The organism is Thioalkalivibrio sp. ALM2T, assembly GCF_000381505.1.
In the GTDB taxonomy this organism is placed as follows: domain Bacteria; phylum Pseudomonadota; class Gammaproteobacteria; order Ectothiorhodospirales; family Ectothiorhodospiraceae; genus Thioalkalivibrio; species Thioalkalivibrio versutus.
Genome location: NZ_KB906568.1, coordinates 1 through 17713 on the forward strand (window position 1 = coordinate 1; position 17713 = coordinate 17713).

Consider the following 17713-nt stretch of genomic DNA (forward strand, 5'->3'; position numbering starts at 1 on the left):
CTCTTACGCGACGAACTCAAGAGACTGTGGTTCCAGCGCAGCCCCGAGCGGACGTACCAGGCGTGGCGGCAATGGGTGCAGCAAGCGCACGAGAGTGGAATCCAGGCCCTGCAGCGCTTCGCACGCCTGCTGGAGCCCTACCTACCCGGCATCGTCTCGCGCTGCCGCCACCGGCTGAACACCAGCGTCGTCGAGGGCATTAACAACACGATCAAGGTCATCAAGCGTCGGGCCTATGGCTACCGCGACCAGGAATACTTCTTCCTCAAAATCCGCGCAGCCTTCCCCGGTAATGCTCGATGAACCTTTTTTATGCCTGGACTCCACATCTCCAGTACCACATACCTGCACGCAATAGTGTTCGCTATATCGATTTCCGCCCGGCGGCGTTCTACTCGTCCTGTACTACTCGGCCGAAAATGCTGCTGCCCTGCGTACCGCCTCGATATCGTCCTGCAATGACATGGCCTGTTCGGAACGGGCCAGTGCCATGCGTGAATGCCTTTTGGCGACTGCGACCATCGCCTGGTCATCGGTCTCGGCCAAGGCACGAAAAGCCTTCTGCAGTCGGATCGCCACTTCCACGAAACCGGCACCGTCACGAGCCAGAGCCGTAAATGCGTCGTCGAACAAGTCGTCGATCTCCAAGCTCGGCACGAATACCCGGTCATAGGTGATTTCCGCCACCCGGTCCTTCTCCAGCGGTGACACCCAAAGTGTAAACAGTCGGACCATTGAGCCGATTACATTGATCGCGGTCCCCGGATCATTGGTGCCAGGCGACAGCGCCTTGTCGGCGATCTCCGACAACGCGACAAGCGCGAACCGCGGGTCATCATCAAACGCACGGTTGGGACAAATCTTGAAGGCGACAGCAAAGGCCTCCGGGTCGAACGCCTCGCATCCTTCAATGCGAAGAAGAGGACGGCGCGCGCTGACGAACGTACCCGGCAGAGCCGTCACCAAAACGCGGCAGTTGGCATCTTCGGCGACCGACTGCAACGTCTCCAGATCAATATGCTGGACATAACCAACCGTTGGCGAGAATACCGGGGCCCCAATGCCCCTGGTCGGATTCATGGGGCCTGCCAAAGCGCCCAGCGTGGGCGCATGACGACGCCGATCGAGTGCATCCGTGGCCGCCTCTTCCACTTTCTCAATGGTGTTGACCACGCGCCCCAGTCGGGCAATTCGGTCGACCCAGCGCACGAAGGTGACGATAACAATCACAAACACCAGAAGGGTCAGCGAAAAAATCGAAAACAGGCCGGCATGGCCAAATATCTCATTTTGCACGGATATTAGAGAAACAATACTAAAGATGAAGGCCCCTATAAACGCCGACAATGCGTTCTGGGTAACATCATCGGAAATCACGAGCGGGATGGATCGGGGGGTCGCACTGACACTGGCCGACGCATAAGCGGCGACCATGGCGCCTACTGCAAAGGTCGCAATAACCAGCATGCTGGACGCCATGATGGTCAACAAGGATTCGACAGAGTCCAGCTGGATGCGGGGCAACACCTTTGCAAGCCCCGTGCCGTCAGCGAGCCGGGCAACGAACGTACCGCCCACGGCAAGCACGCTAAGGCCCAGTGGCCTGACCCATAAACGATCTTTGAGCCGACTGAAAAAGACGCGCAGCCGGTCGGTCGTCAACCGGCGTAACTGGGGCATGATTTCGCTCTCCGACCGCGAGGGAAACACGGGTTTTCGATGAAACGGCTACGTTGTAGCGGGTCTGCGGCGGGGCCCCCACAACCAGGCGAGGCCCCACCCCGCTTTGGCGAGGCACGGTAACGTCTTCGGAAGACCGCGTAGTCGCGAGATCGCCGAAGGTTGGGTTGCATCACTTCGCGGGTGGATCGCTGTCGCGGGAGAAATGACGATGAGCGGTGAGCGCGTCGATGAATGTTGATGCGCCCTCGGTCACGCCGCCAGCGTCCGTCAACAGGATGCCCGGATCTTCTTGCATGGCGGAGTCAATGCCCGCCTTTTCCAGAAGCTCGCGACCGGCCCCCAAGGCCAGGATCGTCTTGCAGTGCCTGAACTGGTCCTTGATGAACTCCATGGTGTGTCCGTTGGCTGCGAGCGTCTGGACCGCATCGCTCCCATCGGGCAGCACCAATGCATCGAACAGGACGGCCGGAGAATTCTCCATGGACTTGTTGGCTTCGATCTTTTCGCCGGAATCGCCGACGAACGTGCCCACTCGTGAACCCACAAAATGCACGATGCCACCCGCGTCCGTCAGCGCGCCATGAAGATCGACGAGCGAGGCATGGTGGACGCACTCCTCGACCAGTACCGCAATCTGGCGTGTGCGGATTCCGGTTTCGCCGGGCCGCGCCATCAGCGACAACGCTGGCGACTCGGTGATCTCCGGCGGTTCCGGATCGGTGACGGCCTTCGGCATGGCATCCGGCACCTCCATGCCCAAGCCAGTGGCGACCTCTGCAGCCAGTTCCCGTGAAACATTCACCAGCGAGGACACCATCCGTTCGCGGATCGCGCGGACATCGACCTTGCTCAGCTCGAAGCGGAATGCGGCTGCAATGTGCGCCTTCTCGACGTCGGTCTGACTCTCGAAGAACAACGTGGCTTGCGCATAGTGCTCGGAAAACTTCTCCGGCTTGCCACGGACCTTGTCCTCCGCATGGGCATCCGGGAACGACACGAAGCCGGCGGTCCCGGCCTGAAACGGGCAGCCACCCCCCAGTGAGTTCGGCTCGTAGGCCACGCGCCCGCGATGCACGGCCTGGCGGTGCATGCCGTCGCGCTGGTTGTTCTGCACCGGGGCAAGCGGCGAATTGATCGGGATCTCGTGGAAATTGGGCCCCCCGAGTCGCGTGATCTGCGTATCCGCATAGGAATGGATCCGACCGGCGAGCAACGGATCATTGGAAAAGTCGATGCCGGGGACGACATGCGCCGTGCAGAACGCGACCTGCTCGGTTTCGGCGAAGAAGTTGTCCGGGTTGCGGTTGAGCACCATGCGCCCCACGGGCGTCAGCGGGACCAGCTCTTCCGGCACGATCTTCGTGGAGTCGAGCACGTCGAAGCTGAAGCCGTCGGCCTGTTCCTCGGTGAAGATCTGCACACCCAGTTCCCATTCCGGGAATTCGCCCGATTCGATGGCCTCCCACAAGTCACGCCGATGAAAATCGGCGTCGGCGCCCGCGATCTTCACGGCTTCGTCCCAGACCAGCGAGTGCGTTCCCTGGAGCGGCGTCCAGTGGAACTTGCAGAACACGGACTCGCCCTGCTCGTTGACCAGGCGAAAGGTGTGCACACCAAAGCCCTGCATCATCCGGTAGCTGCGCGGTATCGCGCGATCCGACATGGCCCACATCAGCATGTGAGTGGACTCCGGCGACAGCGAGACGAAGTCCCAGAACGTGTCATGTGCGGACCCCGCTTGAGGCATGCCATGATGCGGTTCCGGCTTGAGGGCGTGGACCAGATCGGGAAACTTCATCGCGTCCTGAATAAAGAACACCGGGATGTTGTTACCCACCAGGTCCCAGTTGCCTTCGTCGGTATAGAACTTCACCGCAAAGCCACGAGCATCGCGCGCAGTGTCCTTCGAACCGCGTTCACCCGCCACCGTGGAAAATCGCACGAACACCGGCGTGACCTTGCCCTTCTCGGCGAACGGCGCTGCCCGGGTGTATTGGGTCAGTGCATCGTAGGCTTCAAAGTATCCGTGCGCCCCGGAGCCGCGTGCATGGACGATCCGCTCCGGGATACGCTCGTGATCGAAATGCGTGATCTTCTCCCGCAGGATGAAATCTTCGAGTAACGATGGCCCGCGCAGCCCCGCTTTCAGGGTGTTCTGATTGTCGCCAATCCGAACACCTTGGTTGGTGGTCAACGGTTGATCGCTGGGATCGACCCGGACCCGGTCGAGCGGGGCGACCGTCGCGTTCGTTCCGAGCCGAGCCGGCCCGCCAGTTTTCGACGTACCGGGTTCCTCGGTCATCGTGCTCGCAGTCAACGCACTGGACCCCGGCTCCGTAGTAGGACCGGCCGGCGGCGCCACCGCGTTGTCGTGACCGTGGTCTTGCTCCTTGATGGTGTTGTAGGGCATCGCGGCAACAAAATCGTCGCTGGCCGCAGCTTGCTCCGCAACGATGTCGTTGGTTCTGAGCGCGGCTGGGGCAGATTTACCGCCTTTGCCTGGCGCCTGTGATGAACGACCTGTTTTTTTCTTGGCCATGATTTTTCTCCAGGGCGTCGGGGGATGGACGCACCCTGGCATCGATACCACGGGGGACGGGGACGCTCTGTGCGGCAACAAACGGAGTGGCAAGAAATACCCGGAGACGTCGATGGCGGTTCAACTGGATCACTGGTCGAGCAGGTTTTCTCCCTTTTCCGGCATGGGCGCAAGCGCGGCCTGGTTGCGAATGACCTCGCCTTCCGGGCGGGTCTCGGCCTCGGACACGGTCATGGCTGCCGCCGATTCTTCCGCGGGACCGACTGCAATCGGTTCCACGTATTGACGTTGTTCGGCCTGAATCGTCATGCCGGCCTCCAGCAGCGCGCGCTTGGTGAGCCGAATGAGCGCCGAGCGCAACTGCTGGCCATTGGTGTTTCGTGAATCAAACCAGAACGACAGTTTGATCAGCACGGCCGCATTGCGAATCTCCTCGGCGACAACCCATGGCTCGGGGTTCTCCAGCACCGCCGGGTGACCCGCAAGCACGGCCAGGCCAATCGCCTGGGTGTCGGTGATGGAGTCGCTGAGACCGATCATCACGCCGAACTCCATGCGGTCATTGGGGTTGGCCGAGAAGTTGGTGATGTCGCTCTTGTAGATGGTCGCGTTGGGTACCTGCACGTGGTTGCCGTCCAGGGTCATCAGCACCGTGGCCCGAATCGTCATGCTTTGCACGAACCCGCGGGTTCCCCCGACCTCGATCAGATCACCGGTCCGGAAGGGGTTCTGTGCGCTCAGAAAGATGCTCGCCAGAAAATTCTCGGTAATGTCGCGAAAGGCGATACCCAGCGCGATGCCGGCAAGCCCCGTACCACCCAGAACGGCCAGCGCGACGTTGGTCAGCCCGGCCACGTGGAACACGCTGTACAAGCCGGCAACGAACACCAGGACACCCCCGCCCCGGGCGACCACGTCCTTCAGCAGATTGTTCCGTTTACTGGTCTTTGTGGTCCAGCGCAGCAACCGCGTGACAAGCACGCCCAGGGACCAGGCCAGCGCGAGGAGCAACAGACTGAAAAGCACGTAAGGCAGGCTTCTCAGCACCGTTCTGCCGAGCTCGTTCAAACCACTGAGCGCTGGGCTCAGGTCCCAGATCGACGGCTCGATCAACTCAAGGTGATTGACGACCGCGACCACGTCCTGGGTGCTGCGTGCCAGATCGCCGGCCCACTGACGGTGGGTCTGGCGGCGGACCTGGCCATACAGGAATGCCACCCCTTCATCGACCGTGACCGCCGGCTGCTCGTACCAGCCCGTTGCAACCAGAATCCGCTCCAGCCGGGCGGCGATGGCCTCGTCGGACGCTTCCGGCACAATGCCGACACTCGCCGGGGCCTCCAGCCGTTCCTCCGACTCCAGGGGCGTCAGGACGAGCGGTGGCTCGGCCGCGATGCCCCCTCCCGGCAGGGCCATGCCTATAACAACCAGGACAACGGCAATCCGCATCATCCCGAGACAGTAGCCAGCCGACCCGGAACCGTTCCGTGCGGTACCGAACCCAGCCTGTTATTCCCCGGATTTCTCGGAAGCATGCATTAGCGGCTTGAGATAGCGCAGCGTCAAAAACGTCGCGATGCTGATGAGGATCGCAATCTCGAACCGGTGCGCGGCGACTGCCAGGCCGATCGCGCCCGTTGCCCAAAGGCTGGCCGCCGTGGCCGTACCTTCCACGCTACCACCGCTTTTGAGGATCGCTCCGCCACCGATGAACCCAATGCCGGTGATCAGGCCCTGCATGATCCGGGCCTGTGCGTCGGGCGACTCTAGTACCGAGAAGCCGATCAGCGCGTAGCCACAGGCGGCAACGGCGACCAACGGGAACGTCCGCAGCCCCACGGCGCGATCGCGGACTTCCCGGTCCCAGGCACTCGGAATCGCGAGCAGGTAGGCCAATACAAGATCGCGCAGGTGACCGAGCATGCGGTACCCATCGAATTCCGGTGTCAGCCATTCGAGCATGACGGCGGATTTCTGCGCACAACTTGAAAATCGATCGGCTTGAACGAGAAATTATTCGACTGCCCGGCGGAACATGCGGACATCGCCACCACGAGGGGCATCTCGGCGCGCAGGCGAACGAAATCCCCGGCTTTACTGAGCGGAGGCAGAACGCCGAACGCCCCCGTTGTGGCGTCGATCGACACATGCATGAACGCATTGAATGCGATGGGAATACGATCGACACCAATGCCGTAAGGGGCCAGTGCCGTCGCCAGATTGCCTTCGCAACCCGGACGACCCTCGTGCTCCCCATAGATGATTCTGAAGGTGTCTTTCGAACAAGGTGTCAAAGTGAAGTCATGCCGGCCGCAGGTATCCTCCATGATGGTGAACATTGGCCGACTGCGGTTCGAGTACAGTACATCGCCCGTCGTGAGCCAAAGGCGTGAGGCATAGTCAAGAGAACGCCCTGAAGACAGATACTCCCCATGATCCGGATTCCCGAATGCGACCACATCGCTTACCTGCTGGCCTTCGGGATCGATCACCACCAGTTCGTCTCCAGGGCCAAGCTCGACCGTCTGCGCGGAGCAGGGAGGGATTCTCACCGTCGGTACGTCCGTGTTCACGGCTTCTCCTTGAAATGAAATGGGCATTTCCAGTTGGCTTCGACTTCACGGCCACTGTACTGCCTGGCCTCACTTGCTTCTCCAAACTCGGCCAGATTGGGGTTTCGGGATCCTTGCAACGCGATATCACGTGCCCGAGTCGCTGCCTGAATCTTCTTGAAACGTCCATCCTTTCTTAGCTTCTCGAACTGGCGGTGAGAATTGAACACCAATACCGGGTTGGAAAACCCTCTGGCGAGCCGCGAAGCGTTTGCGTGAAGCCCAATGGCAAAGAACGGATGCCCCGCTATGCTCAGGCTGAACAGCGGGCTGTCACTATCGCTGCTGACATCGCCGGCAGGAGGATTGCCTGCCAGAACGTCCAGCTTGTGGATTCGCCACAACTGCGACCACATCAAGGACTCGAAACGAAGCTCGCTCATATCGCCTGGCCCACTGAACAGGGCGACATAAGAGTGCACGATATCCTCGTTGCAAGTACTGGCTTCGATCAGGGCAACGAATCGAGAAAGGCCATCCAGGATCGCCCGGTCATTGCCGGGATCCCCTAGGGAAACACTGATCAATGAACGCGTTCGCGCTCGAGTCGCTTTTGCGTGCGAACAAGGCGCGGTGACTGCCGTGCAGTCATTCTGCACAAGGGAGCCGCAACGCTGTGCGCGCGCCCGTTTTCGTCCGCAACGGGCGGCCGAGCCCCTCCTTTCAATAACTTGCGGGGTTGGCACCCCAGGTTCCCCGATCCTGCGTTGCGCCGCTTACAGGTAGAACCACTACCTGTTGCACGACGCGCCTTGTCTCGGAAAACCTGGGGTACCAACGCGAACGCGTTCATTGATCAGTGTTTCCCTAGAGCGCCGAACTCATGAGTTTCGATCGAGCCACGGGCCAACGCGGACTTGGCCCCCACACAGGGATACGTAGCCTCGGCGAGCAACGCCAGAAAGCGCCCGCCCAGGTCCGGAACGGGCTTGAGGCCCACTTCGTTAGTACCAGGATCTCCAGGGTGTTTCATCCGCTTTTCGACAGGTCACCATTGGCCAACGGCGATCGGTGCTGGCCGGTAACCTCAGTGGTTCTTCCGCTTTCCAAGCGTGCTGTCCAGGGAACGCCTCATCTTGCGTGCTGCGCCATCGACAGCCTGTCCCACGGTCATCGCTTCGTCGGTCACGGCCACGGGCTGGAGACCTTCGACCCTGACTTCCAGCAGACAGCGTATGTCGGCGTTGCCGGATTTCTTGTCACTGTTCTCGTCGCTGAGGTGAACCTCCACGCGCGTCACCTGATCCGCAAAGCGCTCCAGGACGTTTCTGATGGTGGCTTCGGTCTGCTCCGGCTGTGCACCGGACTGGTCGATGTTGTCATCCGTGTTGATCTGAATCTGCATGTCACTTGCCTCAGTAGCGGTAGATTGCGGCGATTCCCGTACCGGTCGGCATCCGTTCCTTCGGCACCACGACCACCTCGCCGCCCATCTTGAGCACCAGGGCTCCCAGGTCATCGAGCACGTCGTCCGTTTCGGGGTGGGAGAGATCGTCGAACTCAAGCTCACCGGTCGTCGCATCCACCCGACCGGGGATTTCCCGGCGCGCTTCGATCAGCAGGGTCGCCACGCGCCCGCCCACGGCGGCCCGGGCCACCTCGGCCAGGTCGTCGGAGCCGAGGCCCTTCGGCTGGTTACTGCCGAAGGCATCCACCAGCCCGGACAGGCGCTCGAGGTAGCGGGGTTCGATGGTTTGCCAGACCCGCTCGCGAAAGTCGTCGTTCGACGCAAGCGCATCCGGATGCACGTCCAGGCTCTCGGAAATCAGGAAAGGGTTGTGGCTGAGCGCGTGAAACATGTGGTGGTGCTCCGGCAGGGCGGCGAGTAGCAGCGGCAGGCCGGAGGGCTTGGAATGGTGTTCCAGGACCGCGCGATCGACCGCGCGGAAGAATCGCTCCGCATCGTCGTCCAGTTCGGCTTTCCTGCCCCCATGGCCATGGTGCATGGGGGCCTGGCCACCGCCGCTGCCGCCGTAGGCCGAGACCGTCTGGCGGGAATCGGTGAGTTCGTCACCGAGCGCCTCGGTGATCGTCTGCGGCACGCCATCGGCAGGCGTGATCTGATCCAGGGCGTCACGGTTGCCCTCGAACACCTTCATCTCGTGCCGGTTCAAGGCGAGCACCTGATAGCGATCCGCCGATTGCAGGATGCGCAGCAAGGGCTTGGTGTGGAAGCTGTCCGCCACAACCGCCAATTCGGGTACCGGGCGCTGGAGCTTGTAGACCCGAAACCGATTCCTGTCGCGCAACACGGCCAGGCCGTCGAAGGTGCAGTTCCAGAACTCGCGATCGTCCGCGAGGGCCAGCAAGGGTTCGAGCAAGAGCTGGATCTCGTCGCTCGCAAACTTTTGTCGCAGCGAGTCCTCCAGCGCTTTCACCAGATTCTTGAAGCGTATTGGATCCTGCTCATTGTCCGGGTGATCCCGATGAGTCGGTTGATAAAGCGAAAGGCACGGCGGGTCACATTCTTCCCAGAGCCCCGCTGCGGCATCCTGGTCGACATGGTTCATTGGCATTCTGAATGGCTCCAACAAGGCACACGATCCGTATAGCACGCCGGCACGTCCATTTATGTGCGGCGTCGCGCTTAGCTCCGCGCGGCCGATGGCACCAGCGCACCCCGATTCCAGCTCATGTCGACATGGCTGCCGCGGGCTTCTGCTCCCGGGTCCAGATGATCAGAGTGCTGCGCCCCTCAGTGTGGCAACGCACCGACACAACGATCCCGCCCGGTGACTCTACGGAGCACATCCGCCCGAACTGATTCGTCAGGAATCGCCGAGGGGCCTCTACACGCCAATCAGTCACCACTTGGAGGTGACAGCATGGGGGAGACGAACCGCGGCAGGCCCCGGCCCTACTGGGCCACCCTCCGCCTTGGCGAAATCACGGTGGCGATGGGCATGGCGATGGCGGCCGGTGTGAGCGTGGGCCTGGCGGCGTTGGCCGTGGACACCGCATGGCTGTGGCCCCCGCCCGTCGAGCTCGGCACTGTGGGTAGCGCGCGGGTCCTGCTGGGGTCAGTGACCGGGGGCCTGATCACGGTCGCGGTGTTCGGCCTCTGGATGCGCACCGTCGTGGTTGGCCTGATGGCCGCCCACTTCTCGCCCCGGACGCTGCTGACCTTTCTGGACGACCGCTTCCAGCGGAATCTGCTCGCATTCATGTCGGCAGGCGTCGTGGCCGTGCTGGTCATCCTGGTAAGGATGCCCTCCGACGAACAGGCGGCCGCGCCCATTGTCAGTACGGTGCTGGCGGTAATCATCGCACTGGCCGCGATGGCGGGAGTACTGCTGGCGATCCAGCACGCCACGCGCAGTCTGTCGCTGTCGGAACTGGTCAGCCATCTCGCCGATAACGCCCTCAAGGTACTCGATCGCCACCCCGGGGCTCGGGTCGAGATCAGCGAGGTGCCACCGCCCACGTCCGCAGCGCGGACGGTCCTGGCCCCGGGCACCGGCTGGGTTACCGGCATCGACATCGACCGGATGCGCAAGGCGCTGCCGGCCGGCGGGGTCGTACATCTCCGTTGCCGCGTTGGTGAGTTTGTCACCCCCCGCTGCACGGTCGCGCTCGTCTCCCCCGCCGATGCCAACCTCGACAGCGTGGCCGAAGCGATCAGCCTTGCCCGCACCCGCAGCGCTGATATGGACCTCGCCTTCGCCGTGAGCCAGCTGGTCGACGTCGGGACGTTCGCGTTGCAGGCACACGCGGACACCGCGACCGCCCACGAGGTGCTGGTCCACCTGGAAGCCGTCCTCGTGGAGATCGTCGAGCGGGGGCTGCCGCGGCTGCACGACAAGGACCAGGACGGCCGCTGTATCTACGACGAGTTCGGCTGGGACCCTGCCGACCTCGTGCAGTTATGCGCGGAACGACTGCGGGAGCCCGCCGCCCGCGACCCGGAAACGGCCCGGCACCTGATGCACATGCTCGATCGGGTCCGCGAGGCCGCCGAGGAACGCGAGGCGTTCGCGGTCCTCTCGGAAGTCCGACGCCAGGTGGAGATGGTGCTGGCTCAGGCAGACGCCAACGGAATGCTGGCTCGCGACCGTCAGCGGCTTGAGCGGGAGGCCGAGGCTTTTGTCGAAGGACACTGACGGGGCTCGGAGCGACGTCTTGTGGGATAGCACATCGTGCAATCGACACCCCCGCAAGCGCCCCCGAAGAACGCCATGACCGGGCCGCAGCGCTGCTGGCGCATCCCCCCTGCGGCGAAGCCCACGACGTCGGTGTCAGGGATACGCTGATTAACAGGCGAGCGCGTGACATCATCCAAAATAACACTCATCAGAACCCGCGGCGCATGATAACAAGTGCAAACCCGTTCACACTTTTTAGGAAGTTAGCTCGCATTCCTGACATGAATCTAAAAACACCAATATCCCAACCAACACAAACGGACCCGCCAACCCCTTCTGCTATTATTACCAACCCAATCCATGAATACCCCTATGCACCTCGCTGAATTTCTCAGGAAAGAAATGGAGCCGATTCTTCAGGACTGGGAAGAATTTGCCGGAACCCTTCTTCATGCCAGCCAGATGGGGACGACCGGACTGCGTGACCACGCCAGGGACATGCTGCTGACCATTGCCGACGACCTCGAGTCCCACCAGAGCGAATCGGAACAGGCCGACAAATCGAAAGGCTGCGAGCCGAAGACGGGGGACGAGTCCTGGGCAGAAGTCCACGGCGGTGATCGACAGACCAGCGGCTTCAGCGTCATTGAGACCGTTTCCGAATTTCGCGCCCTGCGCGCGAGCGTGGTCTCACACTGGACGAAAGATTACCCAACGATCGCTGGCCAACAGCTTGAGGATCTCACCCGGTTTCATGAAGCGATAGACCAGGCCGTCGCCGAATCGCTGGAACAATATGCGACCGTCAAGGAGATGGAAACCCGACTGTTCGGGGCCATTCTGGTCGCGTCGCCAGATCCGATTCATGTGCTGGACCCCGAGGGGCGATTTGTTTACGCAAACAAGGCCACAGCCGATCTTTTCGGTCTCGCGCCCGAGGCGATCATCGGCAAATCCAGCTTTGACCTCGGCTTCCCGTTCGCCCCGGCCTTCCAGCACAGCATCGACAAAGTCGTTGCTGACCAGTGCACGCAACGAGGAAAATTCGTCCACATGTTTCCCTCTGGTCAGGGTGACCGATTCGAGTATGTGCTTGCGCCCGTACTCGACGAGCATCGCAACACCGAAGCAATTGTCTGCACCTCTCGGGATATTACAAAACAAGCCGTCGCCGAGGAAAAAATATGGCATCACGCCAATCACGACCTGTTGACTGGGCTTCCGAATCGACGTCTTTTTCTTGATCGCCTGGAACAGGGCGTCAACCATGCGAAACGCAGCGGCCAGTCCCTTGCGGTCCTCTTCATGGACCTTGATGGCTTCAAGGCGATCAACGACTCGTTTGGGCATGAAGCGGGTGACCACTTACTTTCGGAGGTCGCCAAGCGACTCACGCATTGCATCCGGGAGGAGGATACGGTTAGCCGCTTGGGCGGCGACGAATTTACCGTCCTGGTGACGGGCGTCAAACAGCTCAAGGATGTCGAGCGTGTGGCCAGAACCATTACTCGGGAACTCGCCAGGGCCATCGATATCGGGCAAACCTCTGTCCACATCTCCGCGAGCATTGGCATCTCGTTCTACCCCAAGGACGCGACCTCTCCGGTCTCTCTGCTGGAAACGGCCGACAAGGCCATGTATCAAGCCAAAAAGAGCGGTTCGCGCTGGATGTGTGCCTAGGGAAACACTGCTCACGAACGTCACTCGCTTCCAGCGACCGGGCGGATGGCATCCGCACCTCCGAGATAGACCACCCCCGGCACGCTGCGTGCGGTTTCGCACGGACGGGCGTCTACAAGCGTCGCATCATCCGACTTGCGCCGTTGGCATGGTTGGTGAGCTGACCACTTGAGTTCGGTCACCCCGCGCGTCGTGGACCGACCATGAACGTGCTCCCCCTCGCGTTTTTGGCGCCAGCCAGGGAGCCACTTCGCAATGCCTGGCCGCTACACCCGATTGGAGTACCTCCGCGATGTCACTGGCTGGGAGCCGACGATCGATGTTCTGGGTTATTGGCATCACCGCGCTCGCCACCACACTGACCCTGGTTCTGTTGCAAAACTTCTCCACATCCGCGGAGGTGGTCGATCGCAAGATCGAACATCGCTACGGGGTCTCCGACCCGCAGTTTCGGCGCGAGATGTCCGTGATGCTGGGCCCCGCCATCGTGCGCGGCAATCAAGTGACCGCGTTGCAAAACGGCAACGAGATTTTCCCGGCAATGTTGCTGGCGATTCGCTCGGCACAAACCTCCATCACCTTCGAGACGTTCATCTACTGGTCAGGCGAGATTGGAGCAGAGTTCTCACAAGCCCTTTCCGACCGTGCGCGCGCAGGCGTGCAGGTGAGCGTCATCATCGACTGGGTCGGTAGCGCCAAGATGGATCAGTCGCTGCTGGATGCCATGCAGGCCGCCGGGGTGCAGCTGCATCGCTATCGGCCATTGCGCTGGTACAACCTCGGACGCATGAACAACCGCACCCATCGCAAGCTTTTGGTGGTCGACGGTCGCATTGGCTTTACCGGAGGGGTGGGCATCGCGGACCAGTGGGCCGGCGACGGAGGGGACCCAGAGCAATGGCGTGATACGCACTTTCGGGTCGAAGGGCCCGTAGTGGCGCAGTTGCAGGCAGCCTTCAACGATAACTGGATCAAAAGCACCGGCGAGGTGCGAAACGGCCCGAGCTACTTTCCGGCCTTGCAGGAGGAGGGCCAGATCGACGCGCACGTGTTTATCGCTTCGCCGTCCGGCGGCAGCGAGAGCATGCATCTAATGTACCTGCTTGCCATCGCAGCGGCCGAGGCGACAATCGACCTGGCCGCGTCGTATTTTGTGCCCGACAAGCTGTTGCTCGACGCCTTGGTGGCGGCGCGCGGTCGCGACGTCCGCGTCCGTATCCTGTTACCCGGACCACACATCGACGCGCTTACCGTCAAAATCGCCTCGAAGGCCGACTGGGGCGAGCTCCTGCGCGCAGGGGTCGAGATCCACGTCTATCAGCCCACCATGCTGCATACCAAGCTCCTGGTCATCGATGCCGAGTTTGTCTCGGTCGGATCGACCAATTTCGACATGCGATCGCTTCGGCTCAATGACGAAGCGAGTCTGAACATCTACAACGACGCATTCGCCAGGGAGATGACGGGCGTCTTCGAGACAGACCTGCTGGCCGCAAAGCCGTATTCCCTTGAGCGCTGGAATACCCGCCCACTGCGGGAAAAGCTCTCCGAGAAGCTCCTGCTACCGATCAAGTCCCAGCTCTGATCCGGCGATGCCTCCACGCGGCATGCAGGGATCTCCATCGGAACCCGCCTCGCTCGTGCGAAAGCCCTCGCGGGCGCACGGGGCGCCACGCCCTCCCCACCGCCCATGATCCCACTTCGCCTCCAACATCCTTGCACACGGGCTCTTGATCCCGTGGTCTTCCAGGGCCTCTGTATATGTTGGGCAGCGCACAGACCCACCCCCGGGCTTGCCCTAGTTTGGAAGCTTCAAGCTGCCTCTACTGACCGCCTGGAAGAGGCCGACAACGAGCGGTACCACTACCTGGAGATTATCTGATGAACAAGGATCAAACCAAAGGTCATGGGAAAGAAGCCAAAGGGAAGCTAAAAGAAGTTGCTGGCAAGGCTACCGGCGACAAGAGCACCGAGGTCAAGGGTAAGGCCGAAAAGCATGCCGGCAAGGCTCAAGCCAAGTACGGGGACCTCAAGAGCGACGCCAAGAAGAAAACCGAATGATCGGCTCTGCACCCGGCGCGAAAGGTGGCCAAGAAGCCTCCAACGACACCCATGTCGGACCCACGCTAGTGAGCGCCAGCACCATTACCGGTGACGAGGTCTGCAACCTGCGGGAAGAGAAGCTCGGCAAGATCCTGGACGTGATGCTTGACATCAGCGAGGGCGAAATACGGTACGCGGTCCTGGCCTCAGGCGGTTTTCTAGGCATGGGTGACCGTTTATTCGCGATCCCGTGGAAGGCCTTGAAGCACGACAAGGAGCACAAGCGATTTTTGCTTGACGCCGATCCCGAGTGGTTAAAGAACGCACCAGGGTTTCCCAAGGATGAATGGCCCAACATGGCCGACGCCACCTGGCATTCAACCGTGGATTCCTACTACACCAGGGATCACGCTGCAGGGTGATCGCGCGAGGTACCGATGGACCCTTGTGGCCGGCTTATCCGTGTAGGCGCCCCCATGCATGGTGGACACTATTGACGGTCGCGGTTTCCAGCACCGCGACTTTTCCCGAACGCCATCATTGAATAACGGATTAACGACCCCTCATCCATTAGGACGATTAACCATGGCGACTAATGAAACTCTGGCACTGAACAAGATCCTGGCAGTTGTTTTGATTGTTGTGGGCCTGATCCTGCTGTTCTTTGCGTATCGGTCCTCCCAAAGTCTCGGCGACCAGGTGACCGAGGCCGTTACCGGCCGTTTCACGGACTCCACGATTTGGTTTCTGGTCTTGGGCGCGGCTTCCGCAGCGGCCGGTGTCGGGTTGTTCTTCTTCGGCAAAACGTCAAGGACCTGAGCCAGGCCCCCACAATGCCCCACGACACGGAGGAATCCCTCGATGAAGGGGGCAGGAGGGCTGCTCAGGACCGCGCCGAGTTAGGCCCGCATAAACGATTGTTCAACGCGGCCGAGCTTCGCTTGTTCCGCTATACGGCGGTCTTGCTGTCCCTGGTGGCGTTGACCGCGCTGATCGCGATTGTTGCGTGGTCTCTAGGCTGGATACTGAGCACGTTCTACAACCTGCTCCTGTCGCTCTCGATCGCAGGCATCCTGGCGCTGGTGCTCCATCCAGTGGTGAATTTTCTCGAGACCCGGCTTCGCTTACCCAGATGGCTGGCCATCATGCTGCTGATGGCGATTTTCTTTCTTGGGGTCGGCGCCCTGTTGTTCTTTCTTGTTCCCACCCTGACCGCCCAGATCGTTCAGCTGGTAACCGCCTTGCCCGAGACCCTGGCGCGCTGGGAGGATCATTTTTCGTTTTACTTTCCAGAAATTAGCGCGATGATTTCGGATCGCCTGGAAGCCGGAAAAGGGGAGGAGTCCGAGTCTTCTCTGGAAGTCACCGGAGAGACCGTTATGTCCTATTTGGGGATGTTGGCGGGTATCAGCTTCGTTCCGCTGTTTCTCTTCTTCGCGCTGCTCTCGGGTGACTCGCTGCGGGGAAAGGCATCGGAGTTGCTATCCATATTCCAAGGGCGCACTCAGCAGAAATTACTCTATTTTATGGATGTTTTCGTGGGATACATGACCGCCTTCTTCCAGGGCCAACTGATGATCGCCATGATCATGGGTGCCCTGTATGCACTCAGCTTTACGCTGATCGGCCTGCAATACGGCGTGCTTGCCGGGCTCGTGCTGGGACTGCTGAACATCGTCCCCTTCCTGGGAACCCTGATCGGACTGTTGGTGATTCTGCCCCTGGCCTACCTTCAACCGGATGGCGGCATTGAGCTATTGATGCTGACCGTACTGGCGTTCGCAGTGATACAACTGATCGAAAGCTGGTTGCTGACGCCGAAGATCATGTCCAACCGCTCTGGCCTGCACCCCGCACTTGTCATCATTTCCCTGTTCTTCTGGGGCACAGCCCTGAACGGGATTATCGGGATGGTACTCGCGATTCCTTTGACGGCATTCTTTGTGGCCATCTGGGGTGAAATCAAGTCCAGCCTGAAACACGCGCTGAGCAGCCGGGAGGACGCACGACCATGAAGGAAACAGATCCCAGTCAGGACGAGGACGGCGGTCACGACCACAGCCAGGACATCACGCAAATCCTGAAGACCCTGGCGGCGGACATCGCTCGCCTTCTTGCGGTAGAGGCGCGGCTGTTCGGACACACGGTGCTGATGATGATCGGGCTCACCGTGATGATTGCGCTTCTGTTGGTGGGCGGCTGGCTGTTTGCCGGGGCGAGTCTCGTGGTCACCCTGGCCAGCCTGCAGGCCTTCAGCCTGACGGGCGCGTTGCTGACGGTAACGCTGGCACATCTGGTGCTGGCGGCGCTGGCCTTCTGGCGACTCCGGCACATCACCCGCGACCTCACGTTCCGTGAAAGCCGGGCGAGCGTTAACAGCTTGCTCGTCCAGGCGAGATCGCTCGTTGACGCTGCAGAGCAGCAACCCCCGGAAGCAGAACCGCAATCCCCCGAGAAATAAGTCGCGGTCAGCGAAGCGGCGAGCCGATCAGACTGGATGCAATCCGCCAGGCTTTCATCTGGCCTGCCAGAATTCCATAGGTATATTTGATGCCGGGCATATCCAAGCGACCGGCCAACAGGCCACACCCAAAGGCAATAGCCAGCACAGCAGGCCGGCGGGCCAGGGCCCGTGCCCGGTGCAGCAAGCGGTCGATCCGCCAGCGAACAAGGCCGGCACCGTGATCAATTCGGCCGCGCAAGTGCGCGGCCTCCTGCCTTAACTGGTGGCCACGGAACACGATCAACGGCGTCGTAAAGCAGAGACCAAGGTCCCCGCGGCGAAGGCGAGACCCAGGGAAAGCAAAGGATTGTCCCGCACGAAGCCACTAATTGATTGCAGGGCCTCGTCGGAGTGTTCCTTGACTTTCGCCCCGGCCTCCCTCGCTTTCTCCTCCGCGCTCGCGGCCTCATGGCGGATCCTTTCTTCGGCCTTGCCCGCGCCCCTGGCGGCTTTGTCTACGGTCTCGTGGGCACGCTCGGAGAGCCGGTCTGTAGTGGCGTGTTCGCTACTGCCTGGAGTATTCATGGTGATTTCCCGTTGCTGTGGTGGAAAATGGATAAACGCCGGTCAG

Annotated in this window: 19 protein-coding genes; 9 read left to right on the top strand and 10 right to left on the bottom strand. The window is 61.1% G+C overall.

Features of this window, described 5'->3' with window-relative positions; translation table 11 throughout:
* Positions 1-303 (top strand): transposase (locus F816_RS0111740; protein ID WP_019594878.1); only part of this gene is annotated, 303 nt, incomplete at its 5' end.
* 102 nt (positions 304-405) lie between these two features.
* On the opposite strand, the gene F816_RS0111745 is transcribed toward F816_RS0111740, so the two are convergent.
* The 8 genes from F816_RS0111745 to F816_RS0111780 form a co-directional block, all read right to left on the bottom strand.
* Complete coding sequence (locus tag F816_RS0111745; RefSeq protein WP_026333253.1) at positions 406-1680, bottom strand: DUF2254 domain-containing protein; 1275 nt, start codon at positions 1678-1680, stop codon at positions 406-408.
* Positions 1681-1852: 172 nt separating this feature from the next.
* Positions 1853-4222, bottom strand: a complete 2370-nt coding sequence (locus F816_RS0111750) for a catalase (RefSeq protein ID WP_231363400.1) — start codon at positions 4220-4222, stop codon at positions 1853-1855.
* A gap of 129 nt (positions 4223-4351) precedes the next feature.
* Entirely contained in the window at positions 4352-5638 is a 1287-nt protein-coding gene (locus F816_RS0111755) for a mechanosensitive ion channel family protein (protein ID WP_026333254.1), read from the bottom strand.
* Positions 5639-5731: 93 nt separating this feature from the next.
* Positions 5732-6184, bottom strand: a complete 453-nt coding sequence (locus tag F816_RS0111760) for an MgtC/SapB family protein (protein WP_019594882.1) — start codon at positions 6182-6184, stop codon at positions 5732-5734.
* The gene (locus F816_RS0111765; protein ID WP_019594883.1) at positions 6169-6795 is read right to left on the bottom strand and encodes a DUF1989 domain-containing protein; all 627 of its coding nucleotides are present in this window, start codon (positions 6793-6795) and stop codon (positions 6169-6171) included. The genes F816_RS0111760 and F816_RS0111765 overlap by 16 nt, the downstream gene beginning before the upstream one ends.
* Positions 6792-7433 carry a guanitoxin biosynthesis heme-dependent pre-guanitoxin N-hydroxylase GntA gene (gene gntA, locus F816_RS0111770; RefSeq protein WP_051080103.1) on the bottom strand — a complete coding sequence of 214 codons (642 nt, stop codon included), beginning with the start codon at positions 7431-7433 and terminating at the stop codon, positions 6792-6794. The genes F816_RS0111765 and gntA overlap by 4 nt, the downstream gene beginning before the upstream one ends.
* A gap of 428 nt (positions 7434-7861) precedes the next feature.
* Positions 7862-8179 carry an HPF/RaiA family ribosome-associated protein gene (locus F816_RS0111775; RefSeq protein ID WP_019594885.1) on the bottom strand — a complete coding sequence of 106 codons (318 nt, stop codon included), beginning with the start codon at positions 8177-8179 and terminating at the stop codon, positions 7862-7864.
* A gap of 10 nt (positions 8180-8189) precedes the next feature.
* Positions 8190-9344, bottom strand: coding sequence for a hypothetical protein (locus tag F816_RS0111780; protein ID WP_019594886.1), 1155 nt, complete (start codon positions 9342-9344; stop codon positions 8190-8192).
* Positions 9345-9659: 315 nt separating this feature from the next.
* On the opposite strand from F816_RS0111780, the gene F816_RS0111785 reads away from it, so the two are divergent.
* The 8 genes from F816_RS0111785 to F816_RS0111820 all read left to right on the top strand — a co-directional run bounded on the left by F816_RS0111785 (position 9660) and on the right by F816_RS0111820 (position 17100).
* Positions 9660-10934: a DUF2254 family protein gene (locus F816_RS0111785; protein WP_019594887.1), complete on the top strand. Its 1275-nt coding sequence runs from the start codon at positions 9660-9662 to the stop codon at positions 10932-10934.
* Positions 10935-11318: 384 nt separating this feature from the next.
* Positions 11319-12596, top strand: a complete 1278-nt coding sequence (locus tag F816_RS0111790; protein ID WP_231363401.1) for a GGDEF domain-containing protein — start codon at positions 11319-11321, stop codon at positions 12594-12596.
* Between the two features lie 319 nt (positions 12597-12915).
* Positions 12916-14181, top strand: a complete 1266-nt coding sequence (locus tag F816_RS0111795) for a phosphatidylserine/phosphatidylglycerophosphate/cardiolipin synthase family protein (RefSeq protein ID WP_019594889.1) — start codon at positions 12916-12918, stop codon at positions 14179-14181.
* Between the two features lie 296 nt (positions 14182-14477).
* Positions 14478-14657: a CsbD family protein gene (locus F816_RS0111800; protein WP_018146287.1), complete on the top strand. Its 180-nt coding sequence runs from the start codon at positions 14478-14480 to the stop codon at positions 14655-14657.
* Entirely contained in the window at positions 14654-15061 is a 408-nt protein-coding gene (locus F816_RS0111805; RefSeq protein ID WP_019594890.1) for a PRC-barrel domain-containing protein, read from the top strand. The genes F816_RS0111800 and F816_RS0111805 overlap by 4 nt, the downstream gene beginning before the upstream one ends.
* Before the next feature lie 163 nt (positions 15062-15224).
* Entirely contained in the window at positions 15225-15458 is a 234-nt protein-coding gene (locus F816_RS0111810; RefSeq protein ID WP_019594891.1) for a DUF3185 family protein, read from the top strand.
* 14 nt (positions 15459-15472) lie between these two features.
* On the top strand, positions 15473-16654 hold the full coding sequence (locus tag F816_RS0111815; RefSeq protein ID WP_019594892.1) for an AI-2E family transporter: 1182 nt from the start codon (positions 15473-15475) through the stop codon (positions 16652-16654).
* On the top strand, positions 16651-17100 hold the full coding sequence (locus F816_RS0111820; RefSeq protein ID WP_019594893.1) for a hypothetical protein: 450 nt from the start codon (positions 16651-16653) through the stop codon (positions 17098-17100). The genes F816_RS0111815 and F816_RS0111820 overlap by 4 nt, the downstream gene beginning before the upstream one ends.
* A 7-nt stretch (positions 17101-17107) precedes the next feature.
* Here F816_RS0111820 and F816_RS0111825 read toward each other — a convergent pair whose 3' ends face one another.
* Both F816_RS0111825 and F816_RS0111830 read right to left on the bottom strand, forming a co-directional pair.
* Positions 17108-17341 carry a hypothetical protein gene (locus F816_RS0111825; RefSeq protein WP_018146292.1) on the bottom strand — a complete coding sequence of 78 codons (234 nt, stop codon included), beginning with the start codon at positions 17339-17341 and terminating at the stop codon, positions 17108-17110.
* Positions 17342-17382: 41 nt separating this feature from the next.
* Positions 17383-17667, bottom strand: coding sequence for a YqjD family protein (locus F816_RS0111830; protein ID WP_019594894.1), 285 nt, complete (start codon positions 17665-17667; stop codon positions 17383-17385).
* Positions 17668-17713: the final 46 nt, after the last annotated feature.